Here is a 9,699-nt window from a genome sequence, read left to right on the forward strand (position 1 = left end):
CGGCGCAAGGGCCGCGTGATATTCCAAAGTTCAGTAAAGTTCAGCCCTATGCGCGCCCCGATTTGGACCCCGGGGCGTTCTGGACGCGCCCGGCGCGCCCCGCCGTGGTCGCACCGGCAAGCCGGGCGGCGACCGCTTTTATCCACCAAATGAAAGAGCCGGACGAAGGCTGGCACAGCCGGATAATGTAGGAAAGGCTTATTTGAAGTCGACGCCCGCTATGGGGTGGTAAGCTGCCATTGAAGGCGTTAGCCCCGTAGAAATGGACGGAGCGCTTTTTGTTAAGCTGAATCACGACTGGAACGCAGAACCGAATGATCCCGACGAAGAGGTGACGGTTCATGGCGATACAGTCAGGTTGAGCTTCTTACTGAACCCCTGGGCCTATGAGGCACAGGAAGGTCAGCGTGGTCATTTGACGTTTACCGGAAGCGAGCGCTGGCGTTTGGGTCCCACAAATGACGAGGGATGGCTCAGAGGAGATTGCCGTTACAGTGCGATCGCGCCCGAATGGGGCGAATTCTATGAGGTTTCGGGCGTGGATCCATTGAGGAATCAGCCGCCCGATTGGCGGGACGTGTCGTCGGATAAGCCCGGCAAACGGCACTTCTTGTTCTATCTGCGTGATAATACGTTCGAGTGCTTCGCCGACGATTGGTCATTAGAGCGATAATAACCAAGCGTCCGTAACCGGTCGTTAGCGTTATTGCGATCGGCGAAACTCGATCAGGTCCCATTTGTTGCCATAGAGGTCGAGAAACACCGCGACCGTGCCATAATCGGCCTCGAGCGGCTCGCGCTCGATCCGCACACCCTTGTCGAGCAGCCGCTGATAGTCGCGCCGAAAATCGTCGGTCTGCAGAAACAGGAAGACGCGGCCGCCCGCCTGATTGCCGATAAACATCGCCTGTTCTTCATTGGCGGCGCGCGCCAGCAGGATCGTCGCCCCGCCCGGCGGATTGCCCGGCGGTGCGACGAGCACCCAGCGCTTGTTCTGCGCCGGCTGATAGTCGTCGGCGACGAGCGTGAAGCCCAAAGTCCCGACATAAAAGTCGATCGCCTCGTCATAATCGCGGACGACGAGCGCGATATGTGCGAGCGACTGGCGGGTCATTCGCGCAAGCCTCGCAGCGCCGCGCCCGCCGCGAACGGTCCGATCATGGTGAGTAGCAGGCTCGTCGCCGCGAGCAGCTTGATCGCACCGCGTCCCGACGGGTCGAGCATCCCGGCGCCGAAGATCAGCATCGGCACCGCGAGCGGAAGAACGAGCAGCCCGCCGATCGCGCTGCCGCCCTTGTGGTTCGCGGTCAGCGACGCGCTCAGCACCGCCAGCGACGCGAGCGCCGGAATGGCGATGGCGATCCCGGTCGCGAGCAGTTCGACGCGCGGCGTGTCCTGCGCCAGCAGCGCCGAAGCGGGGAACAGGGCGATCATCAGCGGCAGCCCGAAACCGATGGCATGCGCGGCGATCTTCACCGCTGCGATTACCTCGTCGGCGAAGCCGCGCACCGCAAGCTGGTCGAGCACGCCCGCGTCCTTGTCGGGGCGCACCAGCCGGTCGATCGGCAGCAGCGCTGCGAGTAGCGCGGCGACCCACAGCATCCCGCCGCCCGCGCGGCGCAGCAATGGCGCGTCGGGACCCACGGCGAAGGGGAAGGCGCTCGCAACGAGCAGGAAGAAGAGCACGGGCAACCACAGCGCCCCGCTGCCCCATGCACGGCGCAGATCGCGCCAGAAGATGGCGATCAACGCGGTCAAGTGAGCGCACCCATGTCGAGTTCCGCCAGATCGGGGATGCCGAGCGCAAAGTGCGACGCGAGCAGCACCGCCCCGCCGTTGCTCCGATGCTTTGCGATGGCAGCGACCAGCCGCGCCTGCGCCGCATCGTCCATGCCGTTCGCGGGCTCGTCGAGCAGCCAGATCGGCGCGCCGCTCGCGATCACACGCACCATCGCGGCGCGCTTGCGCTGGCCGGTCGAGAGCATCGACACCGGCACCTCGGCGAGCGGCGCCAGCGCCATCTCGTCCATCGCGCGATCGACCGTATGCCCATCGACCGTATCGACCCGCGCCCAGAAATCGAGCGCACGGCGCAGCGGCAGCTCGGTATCGAGCGCCGATGCCTCGTCGATCAGTGCAATCCGCTCGCGGCGCGCGACGGTTCCCGCGGTGGGGCGCAGCAACCCCGCGACGAGGCGGATCAGGCTCGACTTGCCCGCGCCGTTGGGGCCGCGCAGCCACAGCGCGTCGCCACGGTTCAACGTCAGCGACAAATTCTCGAACAGCAGCCGGTCGCCGCGAATGCACGCCACGCTGTCCAGCCGGAGCAATTCGCTCACGCCATGTCTTCCAGCGCGTGCATATCGTCGTCCGAAAAGCCGAAATGATGCCCAATCTCGTGGATCAGCACATGGCGCACGAGCGTGTCGAGCCGCTCGCCGGTCTCGATCCATTCGACGAGGATCGGGATGCGATAGAGCGTCACGCGGTCGGGCATGCCGCCGCTTTCGCCGATGCTGCGTTCGGTGAGCGGGCGGCCTTCGTAAAGCCCGGTGAGCTCATAAGGATGTTCGATGTCGAGCGAGGCAAGCACCTCATCGTCCGCGAATTCCTCGATGGAGACGACCACCCCCTCGATATGCGGGGCAAACACCGCGGGCATCGTCGCCAGCGCCGCCTCGGCCATCGCGAACAGCGCATCGGCGTCGGGTGCGCCGCCGGTCCATCCGGCAGGCAAATCGGGCAGGGCAGACTTGTCGCTCATCGCGCCCTTCCTTATGGCGAGCGCGACACATTGACCAGCGGGAGAAAGAAGATGGTACGGAAACTCGACGATGCAGCGCGCAGCGCGCTCCTCGGCCGCTTTCCCGGATGGACGCACGAACCGAAACGCGATGCGATCACGCGTCAGTTCAAATTCGCCGATTTCGCGCAAGCCTTTGGTTTCATGACAAGCGTCGCGATCATTGCCGAAAAGATGGACCATCATCCCGAATGGTCGAACGTCTACAACCGCGTCGATATTTTGCTGACCACGCACGACGCCGACGGATTGTCGGAGCGCGACGCGAAGCTGGCGGAAGCGATTGAGGCGCTGCTTTAATTCTTCGTCATTCCCGCGAAGGCGGGAATGACGATGTTGGGCTGGGGTTGCGCTGCGTTTCCGGCTGCTTACAAGCAGCGCAAAGCACAGCATAACGCCCCAGGGGAGCCCATCGCATGACCGACAGCCTGTTCCGCCGCAAACCGATCGTTCCGGAACGGCGGGAGGGCGAGCAGGCGCTGGCGCGGACACTGGGCTGGCCGCATCTCATCGCGCTCGGCGTCGGGGCGATCGTTGGCACGGGTATCCTGACGCTTATTGGGGTCGGCGCCGACAAGGCGGGCCCCGCGGTCATCCTGTCCTTCGGTATCGCGGGGCTGATCTGCGCCTGCGCCGCGCTCGCCTATGCCGAAATGGCGACGATGATCCCCGCTTCGGGCAGCGCCTATACCTACTCCTATGTCGTGATCGGCGAGCTTCTCGCATGGGTGGTCGGGTGGAGCCTGATCCTCGAATATTCGCTTGTCGTCAGCGCGGTCGCGGTCGGCTGGTCGGGCTATGCCGCGCCCTTGCTACAGGCGTGGGCGGGCTTCCCGATGGCGCTGATGCAGGGACCCGAACTCGGCGGCATCGTCAATCTGCCCGCGATCGCGATCATCGCGGTGGTCGCGGGCCTGCTCCTCGTCGGCACACGCGAAAGCGCAACGCTGAACGCGATCCTCGTGCTGGTGAAGATCGTCGCGCTTGTCGTATTCGTCGCGGTCGCGCTGCCCGCCTTCAACGCCGCCAATCTCGAACCCTTCAGCCCCTATGGCTTTGCCAAGCATATGGGGCCCGACGGCGTCGAACGCGGCGTGATGGCCGCGGCGGCGATCATCTTCTTCGCCTTCTATGGCTTCGACGCGATCGCGACCGCCGCCGAAGAAGCCAAGAACCCCGACCGCGATCTCAAGATCGGGATCGTCGGGTCGATGTTCGCCTGCGTCATCATCTATATCGCCGTCGCGGTCGCCGCGGTTGGCGCGATCGCCTACACGCGCTTTGCCAACAGCCCCGAACCGCTGGCGCTGATCCTGCGCGAACTCGGCAGCCCGCTCGCGGCGCAATATCTTGCCGTCTCGGCGATCATCGCGCTGCCGACGGTCATCCTCGCCTTTTTCTATGGCCAGAGCCGCATCTTCTTCACCATGGCGCGCGACGGGCTGCTGCCCGCGAGTCTCGCCAAGCTGTCGTCGCGCGGGACGCCGGTGCGGATCACAATTTTCACCGCGCTCGTCGTTGCGGTGCTCGCGGGCTTCATCCCGCTCGGCGAACTCGCCGCGCTCGCCAACGCCGGCACGCTCGCGGCCTTCACCGCGGTGTCGATCTGCATGCTGATCATGCGCCGCCGCGCGCCCGATGCGCCGCGTACCTTCCGCGCGCCCATGCCATGGGTCGTCGGCGGCATCGCGGTGCTCGGCTGCATCTATCTCTTCTTCAGCCTGCCGGTGCAGACGCAGCTCTGGTTCCTCGTGTGGAATGTCGGCGGGCTGGGCGTCTATTTCCTCTACGCCCGCCGACACGCCGTCGTCGGTTAATCCTAGTCGAACAGCTCGCTCAGGAAGCTCTTTTTGTAATTCTTCTTGTACGGCTTGCCGCCGTAATGGCGGTCGTCATAACCGCGCTCGCGATACTCGGGCTGCTGCTGTGGCGGCGGGGGAGGAGCGGATGCGCGCGGCGCGGGCGCGGGGGTGCTGGCGGCTTCGCTGCGCTCGATGATCTTGTCGAGTTCGCCGCGATCGAGCCAGACGCCGCGGCATTGGGGGCAATAGTCGATCTCGATTCCCTGCCGTTCCGACATGGTCAGGTTCACGCGGCAGGTCGGGCAAAGCAGCCCCGGGGCATCGGACACGAAGTTTCCTTTCAAGGCAAAGGCGGCCGGAAGGGGCCGCCGTCCTTCTAACGTGTCATAGTCACCGTGCGTTCCGCAAACAGAAAAGGCCCCGCTCCGACCGGGGAGGCGGGGCGGGGCCGAGTTTCGCCGTGCTCTGTTCAGCTGTCGGCTTCGAACGCCAGCAAGTCGCCGGGCTGGCAATCGAGTTCGGTGCAGATCGCCTCGAGCGTCGAGAAGCGCATCGCCTTCGCCTTGCCGGTCTTGAGGATCGACAGGTTGGCGAGCGTGATGCCGATGCGGTCCGACAGGTCGGTCAGCGTCATCCGCTTGGCGTGGAGCAGGTCATCCAGTTTCACGACGATCGCCATCACACAGTCCCTTCCAGTTCGTCGCGCATCGCGGTGCCCTGTTCGAAGACCGCGGCGAGGACGAAGGCGAGGAGGATCGCGAGCAGGCTACCGAGCGAAATGCCCCCCATGTCGGCCAAGTCGCTGCCCGCTTTCGCGATGTTGCCGGCGGTCCACTGGAGCGGGATTGCGAGCAACTGCGTGACGACCAGCGCCCAGCCGATCCGACGCAGCCGCCCGGCATTGGCCGGGACGAAGGGATCGCGCGCCGCGCTCGCCACGAGGGCCTGGAACTGGCGGATCATATAGGCTGCGGCGGCAAGGATCGCGAAGAGCAGCAGCATCAGCACGCCGACCGGGAAGCGTAGCGTCGTGACGTCGATGAGTTCGGGGCTGCCGCGAAAGCCCTCCATGACCTCGGGCCAGGCGACGATCAGTGCGATTGCGACGCCGACGACGAGCAGCGCGGACGCCACGATCAATCCAAGGATCAGCCAGAGCAGCCCGCGCGTCGCGCCGAGCAGGGTGTTGTTGGGAACAGGCATATCGTTCTCCGATAGGTTGCTTATCGAAGAACAATATATTTCGAGTCTTTCTTATCGTCAATCGATAATATCGAAAAACGATAATCTGCCGCATCTGTGACCATCGGCACGTCCTCCAGCGTCACCCCGGACTTGATCCGGGGTCCATGACGGCATGTGCCGTGCTTCCGGCGAGGGCGCTGTGGATTCCGGATCAAGTCCGGGATGACGAAGGGAAGAGGGTCAAACCGCCTGCCAGTCGAACGTCAACGGCGCCTCGCGAAAGGCGAAGCGGTCGAGGTGGCGCGCCACCACGTCCTTCATCGCCTCGACATGCTCGGCGTTGCTGGCGTCGATGCGGGCCAACAGTGCGTCGGCGCCCGCATCGAACGTCACCAGCGCGTCGCTCGTCCATTCGGCACCGCGCGCATCCTTGGGGAAGGTCACGGTGCCGTGGTCTGCGGTGAATTCGACGACGAGATTGTGCTGCCAATGCTTGCACAGCTGCTGCAGATATTTGCTCGCGTGGCTCGTGGGCACGCTGGCGATCGCGCTGCTCATCACAGCCGCTCGATCTTTTGCGCCGCCTCGTCGATCAGCGCGACGATGTCGTGCAACGCGGCATTGTCGAGATCGCGGTCGCCGAGCCGGTTCATCAGAACCTGCCGCAGATTGCCCATCGCGCGGCGCACCGAAGCCGAGTCCGTGCGCTGCGTTTCTTCCCCGACCGCGGTCAGGCGTGTGATCGCGGCTTCGACGATCTCGCTATTGGCGTCGAGTTCGGCGCGTCCTGCGTCGGTGATCGCAAACAGCTTTTTCGCGCCGTCGCTCTCTTGCGCTTCGATCAGGCCCATGTCGTCGAGCATCGTCAGCGTCGGATAGATGACGCCGGGGCTCGGCGCATAGGAACCGCCGGTCAGCTCCTCGATGTGGCGGATCAGGTCGTAGCCGTGGCGCGGCTCGTCGGCGATCAGCTTGAGCAATACGAGCCGCAGCTCGCCGCCATCGAACATCCGGCGGCGCTCGCCGCGCTCGCCCCGGCCGCCGCCGCGGCGGCCCCCGCCGCCAAAGCCATGCCCGAACCCGTGGCCAAAGCCGCGTCCGCCGCGATGCATCGCATGCCGCCCGCCGCAACCGCGGCCATCCATTTTCGCATAGAATATCATTTTCGTTCCTTAGAGTGATTCTAGATGCGTCTAAGATATATCTTAAGAAAGGATGCGCAAGGGGCTTCGGGAAAAATTCTCGACGGACATACGGGGCGATCAGCTTTGGCGTGTGAAGCGCAAGTGGATCAGCGGATAGGCCCGCCCCTGGCCATCGCGCTCCGACCGGCCGGTGGGCACGAAACCCAGGCGCTCATAAAAGCCGACCGCTTGACCATTCTGCTCGTTCACTTCGGTCGTAAGTGTCGGATGGCGTTCCAGCGCATGCGCGACCAGTGCCCGCCCGATACCGGCCCCGCGATATGCGGGATCGATGAACAGCGCCTCCATGCTCGATCCGTCGAGCAGCATGAAGCCGATCGGACGGTCATCGGCGTCGACCGCGAGCCAGAGCGATGCTGCGGGCAGGAAGCCCCGGACTTCGGCTTCGATCGCGGCGCGATCTTCGGCCGTCAGGAAGTCGTGCGTCGCATCGACGGCGTCGCGCCAGATCTCGACGGCGCGTTCTCCGTCGGCGGGTGACGATGGTCGGATCCGGATCATGGCGGTGCCATAAGGAAGCTCCGCCCCCGCGCCAAGTTTCCTTTCCGCTTTAGCTAGAGAGCCGCCATTCCTAATATCGTCATCCCGGACTTGATCCGGGATCCGTTTACCGGGCGACAGTTCGATGGACCCCGGATCAAGTCCGGGGTGACGATGAGGGGTAGGGCAGTCCCTATCACACCTTGACTCTGCGCCCATCGACGCTATTAGCGCCCCCGTGTTGTCTGGGCTTTGGCCTTGGCAATTCCGTCCGAGACAGTTGGTGAAGGGGATTTGCCCTTCTTAATTTCCAGCCGAGACGGGGAACAGTCTTTTTCGGTCGCCCGCCTGTTTGATCAGGCGACGCGTCTTGACCGACCCCATCGGACATCGTTGCGCAAATGCAGGTGAGCCTTGGCTCGCGCCGGCATTTGCGTGTGTTAGCCGCCCGGCGGCGCGTGCGTTTCGGCGTGCGCGCATCCGGGCAGATGAGTGGAGTATAGGCATGGATCGTACGGAAAAGGCCGAAGCCGTATCCTCGCTGAACGCTACGCTGGGATCAGCTGCTGCTGTTGTGGTCGTCCGCAACCTCGGCATGACCGTCGCTCAGTCGACGGTGCTGCGCCAGCAGATGCGCGATGCAGGGGCCGACTTTCGCGTCACGAAGAACCGTCTTGCCAAAATCGCGCTCGATGGCACGTCCTACACCGGTATCGGCGAACTGCTGACCGGTCCCACGGCCCTCGCAACCTCGACCGACCCGGTCTCGGCTGCGAAGATCGCCGTGGAATTTGCCAAGACCAACGACAAGCTTGAAATCGTTGGTGGCGGCATGGGCGACGTGGTCCTCGACGTAGATGGCGTGAAGGCGCTTGCTTCGCTTCCCTCGCTCGACGAGCTCCGCGCCAAGATCATCGGTCTGGTGCAGGCTCCGGCCACCAAGGTTGCGCAGATTGCCGCAGCCCCGGCGGGCCAGTTGGCGCGGGTTTTTGGCGCATATGCCGCCAAAGAAGCAGCGTGATTTCGAACTAACCCTTTAAACTTACTACCGGGATATCCCGGTTCTGATGGAGAATGAACATGGCTGATCTTGCAAAGATCGTTGAAGAACTGTCGGCGCTGACCGTCCTCGAAGCGGCTGACCTGTCGAAGCTGCTCGAAGAAAAGTGGGGCGTTTCGGCTGCCGCTGCTGTTGCTGCCGCTCCGGCTGCTGCCGCTGCTGGCCCGGCTGCTGAAGAGCAGACCGAATTCGACGTCATCCTGACGGGTGACGGCGGCAACAAGATCAACGTGATTAAGGAAGTCCGTGCGATCACCGGCCTGGGTCTGGGCGAAGCCAAGGCACTCGTCGAAGGCGCACCGAAGGCCATCAAGGAAGGCGTGAACAAGGCGGAAGCTGAAGAGCTGAAGGCCAAGATTCTCGCTGCCGGCGGCACCGTCGAACTGAAGTAATTCGGTTGGATGGGTTCCGGCCGGTTCATCCGGCCGGGTTCCAGCTAAAAAGAATAAGGGCGGCGCCGCGAGGCACCGCCCTTTTTCTATGCGGTGAGGGGACCACCGCGGATGATCGGCGCTCAGCTCTTGGAATAGCCCGGGCGGAAGCTGGTCGAGGTGCGGACACGCGCGGGTTCGGGGCGGCGCACATCCTGTTCCTGCGTCGCCGGGGCAGGGCGCTGGGCGATTTCCCAAGCGCTGACCGGCTTGCGGGTCATGTCCTTCTGCGCGCCGAGCGTCTCGTCATAGGCGGTGCGTTCCTGGCGATCGAGGAAACGCGCATGCTTCAGCCGCTTGCTGAGCGTCGCAAAGGGATTGTCGTCGGTGGGCCCGGCCATCGCCATCGCTTCGTGACGACCCATGCTTCCGCTCGGCGCGGCGACAAAGGCGGGAACCGTCCGCGGCGCGACTTCTTCCTCTTCGGGCGGGGCATAGGCGGGCGTGATCCACGGCTGCGTTTCGCCGGTCACCGGCTCGGCTGCGGCAACGGACGCGGGCTCATATTCATACGCCGCGGCTTCCGCACCGACCGCGCGGCGGCGGCGAGCGAAGGCCAATCCGGCGCCGCCGATGATCAGCAGCGCGGCTGCGCCGCCGGCGATCTCCCACGGGAAAGCATCGCCGGTCGTGCTCGTTGTTTCGGTGGGCAGCGGCGTGGGCTCGGCGATCGGTTCGGCCGGCGCTGCCATCGGGGCGGCGATCGGCGTGGCTTCCTCGATCAAGGGAGCCT

15 protein-coding genes and 1 pseudogene are annotated in these 9,699 nt (G+C 64.4%); 5 read left to right on the forward strand and 11 right to left on the reverse strand.

Annotated features, from left to right (window positions below; genetic code table 11):
- The first annotated feature begins 262 nt into the window (after window positions 1-262).
- Entirely contained in the window at window positions 263-673 is a 411-nt protein-coding gene (locus ATE70_RS24980; protein ID WP_058799912.1) for a hypothetical protein, read from the forward strand.
- Window positions 674-703: 30 nt separating this feature from the next.
- Here ATE70_RS24980 and ATE70_RS20840 read toward each other — a convergent pair whose 3' ends face one another.
- From ATE70_RS20840 to ATE70_RS20855, 4 genes are read right to left on the reverse strand one after another with little or no spacing between them, the layout of a single operon-like run.
- Window positions 704-1,114 carry a VOC family protein gene (locus ATE70_RS20840; protein ID WP_058539478.1) on the reverse strand — a complete coding sequence of 137 codons (411 nt, stop codon included), beginning with the start codon at window positions 1,112-1,114 and terminating at the stop codon, window positions 704-706.
- On the reverse strand, window positions 1,111-1,758 hold the full coding sequence (locus ATE70_RS20845; protein WP_058539479.1) for a heme exporter protein CcmB: 648 nt from the start codon (window positions 1,756-1,758) through the stop codon (window positions 1,111-1,113). Before ATE70_RS20845 ends, ATE70_RS20840 begins: the two co-directional genes overlap by 4 nt.
- Complete coding sequence (ccmA, locus tag ATE70_RS20850; protein ID WP_058539480.1) at window positions 1,755-2,339, reverse strand: heme ABC exporter ATP-binding protein CcmA; 585 nt, start codon at window positions 2,337-2,339, stop codon at window positions 1,755-1,757. The genes ATE70_RS20845 and ccmA overlap by 4 nt, the downstream gene beginning before the upstream one ends.
- Window positions 2,336-2,764 carry a metallopeptidase family protein gene (locus ATE70_RS20855; protein WP_058539481.1) on the reverse strand — a complete coding sequence of 143 codons (429 nt, stop codon included), beginning with the start codon at window positions 2,762-2,764 and terminating at the stop codon, window positions 2,336-2,338. Before ATE70_RS20855 ends, ccmA begins: the two co-directional genes overlap by 4 nt.
- 51 nt (window positions 2,765-2,815) lie before the next feature.
- On the opposite strand from ATE70_RS20855, the gene ATE70_RS20860 reads away from it, so the two are divergent.
- The gene (locus ATE70_RS20860; protein WP_058539482.1) at window positions 2,816-3,103 is read left to right on the forward strand and encodes a 4a-hydroxytetrahydrobiopterin dehydratase; all 288 of its coding nucleotides are present in this window, start codon (window positions 2,816-2,818) and stop codon (window positions 3,101-3,103) included.
- A gap of 116 nt (window positions 3,104-3,219) precedes the next feature.
- Window positions 3,220-4,620, forward strand: coding sequence for an amino acid permease (locus ATE70_RS20865; RefSeq protein WP_058539483.1), 1,401 nt, complete (start codon window positions 3,220-3,222; stop codon window positions 4,618-4,620).
- A 2-nt stretch (window positions 4,621-4,622) separates the two neighbouring features.
- On the opposite strand, the gene ATE70_RS20870 is transcribed toward ATE70_RS20865, so the two are convergent.
- The 6 genes from ATE70_RS20870 to ATE70_RS20895 all read right to left on the reverse strand — a co-directional run bounded on the left by ATE70_RS20870 (window position 4,623) and on the right by ATE70_RS20895 (window position 7,496).
- The gene (locus tag ATE70_RS20870) at window positions 4,623-4,883 is read right to left on the reverse strand and encodes a TFIIB-type zinc ribbon-containing protein (protein ID WP_058539502.1); all 261 of its coding nucleotides are present in this window, start codon (window positions 4,881-4,883) and stop codon (window positions 4,623-4,625) included.
- Between the two features lie 191 nt (window positions 4,884-5,074).
- Window positions 5,075-5,284 (reverse strand): helix-turn-helix domain-containing protein, encoded by a 210-nt coding sequence (locus tag ATE70_RS20875; RefSeq protein WP_058539484.1) that lies wholly within the window; start codon window positions 5,282-5,284, stop codon window positions 5,075-5,077.
- Window positions 5,284-5,808 (reverse strand): DUF2975 domain-containing protein, encoded by a 525-nt coding sequence (locus ATE70_RS20880; protein WP_058539485.1) that lies wholly within the window; start codon window positions 5,806-5,808, stop codon window positions 5,284-5,286. Before ATE70_RS20880 ends, ATE70_RS20875 begins: the two co-directional genes overlap by 1 nt.
- Before the next feature lie 222 nt (window positions 5,809-6,030).
- Window positions 6,031-6,348 carry a DUF2218 domain-containing protein gene (locus ATE70_RS20885; RefSeq protein ID WP_058539486.1) on the reverse strand — a complete coding sequence of 106 codons (318 nt, stop codon included), beginning with the start codon at window positions 6,346-6,348 and terminating at the stop codon, window positions 6,031-6,033.
- Window positions 6,348-6,953: a PadR family transcriptional regulator gene (locus tag ATE70_RS20890; protein ID WP_231732786.1), complete on the reverse strand. Its 606-nt coding sequence runs from the start codon at window positions 6,951-6,953 to the stop codon at window positions 6,348-6,350. The genes ATE70_RS20885 and ATE70_RS20890 overlap by 1 nt, the downstream gene beginning before the upstream one ends.
- 99 nt (window positions 6,954-7,052) lie before the next feature.
- Complete coding sequence (locus ATE70_RS20895) at window positions 7,053-7,496, reverse strand: acetyltransferase (RefSeq protein ID WP_058539487.1); 444 nt, start codon at window positions 7,494-7,496, stop codon at window positions 7,053-7,055.
- A 484-nt stretch (window positions 7,497-7,980) separates the two neighbouring features.
- On the opposite strand from ATE70_RS20895, the gene rplJ reads away from it, so the two are divergent.
- Window positions 7,981-8,496 carry a 50S ribosomal protein L10 gene (gene rplJ / locus ATE70_RS20900; protein WP_037516086.1) on the forward strand — a complete coding sequence of 172 codons (516 nt, stop codon included), beginning with the start codon at window positions 7,981-7,983 and terminating at the stop codon, window positions 8,494-8,496.
- A gap of 59 nt (window positions 8,497-8,555) precedes the next feature.
- Window positions 8,556-8,927, forward strand: a complete 372-nt coding sequence (rplL, locus tag ATE70_RS20905; RefSeq protein WP_037516187.1) for a 50S ribosomal protein L7/L12 — start codon at window positions 8,556-8,558, stop codon at window positions 8,925-8,927.
- A 122-nt stretch (window positions 8,928-9,049) separates the two neighbouring features.
- On the opposite strand, the pseudogene ATE70_RS25305 reads toward rplL, so the two are convergent.
- A pseudogene (locus ATE70_RS25305) lies at window positions 9,050-9,699 on the reverse strand (hypothetical protein); the annotation flags it as partial.

The organism is Sphingopyxis sp. H053 (genome assembly GCF_001468225.1).
In the GTDB taxonomy this organism is placed as follows: Bacteria; Pseudomonadota; Alphaproteobacteria; order Sphingomonadales; family Sphingomonadaceae; genus Sphingopyxis.

Excerpts from the sequence above, each read along its gene's own strand:
- ATE70_RS24980 (WP_058799912.1), top strand. The coding sequence starts at position 263 with ATGGACGGAGCGCTTTTTGTTAAGCTGAATCACGACTGGAACGCAGAA.
- ATE70_RS20840 (WP_058539478.1), bottom strand. The coding sequence starts at position 1,114 with ATGACCCGCCAGTCGCTCGCACATATCGCGCTCGTCGTCCGCGATTAT.
- ATE70_RS20855 (WP_058539481.1), bottom strand. The coding sequence starts at position 2,764 with ATGAGCGACAAGTCTGCCCTGCCCGATTTGCCTGCCGGATGGACCGGC.
- ATE70_RS20860 (WP_058539482.1), top strand. The coding sequence starts at position 2,816 with ATGGTACGGAAACTCGACGATGCAGCGCGCAGCGCGCTCCTCGGCCGC.
- ATE70_RS20865 (WP_058539483.1), top strand. The coding sequence starts at position 3,220 with ATGACCGACAGCCTGTTCCGCCGCAAACCGATCGTTCCGGAACGGCGG.
- ATE70_RS20870 (WP_058539502.1), bottom strand. The coding sequence starts at position 4,883 with ATGTCGGAACGGCAGGGAATCGAGATCGACTATTGCCCCCAATGCCGC.
- ATE70_RS20875 (WP_058539484.1), bottom strand. The coding sequence starts at position 5,284 with ATGGCGATCGTCGTGAAACTGGATGACCTGCTCCACGCCAAGCGGATG.
- ATE70_RS20880 (WP_058539485.1), bottom strand. The coding sequence starts at position 5,808 with ATGCCTGTTCCCAACAACACCCTGCTCGGCGCGACGCGCGGGCTGCTC.
- ATE70_RS20885 (WP_058539486.1), bottom strand. The coding sequence starts at position 6,348 with ATGAGCAGCGCGATCGCCAGCGTGCCCACGAGCCACGCGAGCAAATAT.
- ATE70_RS20890 (WP_231732786.1), bottom strand. The coding sequence starts at position 6,953 with ATGATATTCTATGCGAAAATGGATGGCCGCGGTTGCGGCGGGCGGCAT.
- ATE70_RS20895 (WP_058539487.1), bottom strand. The coding sequence starts at position 7,496 with ATGATCCGGATCCGACCATCGTCACCCGCCGACGGAGAACGCGCCGTC.
- rplJ (WP_037516086.1), top strand. The coding sequence starts at position 7,981 with ATGGATCGTACGGAAAAGGCCGAAGCCGTATCCTCGCTGAACGCTACG.
- rplL (WP_037516187.1), top strand. The coding sequence starts at position 8,556 with ATGGCTGATCTTGCAAAGATCGTTGAAGAACTGTCGGCGCTGACCGTC.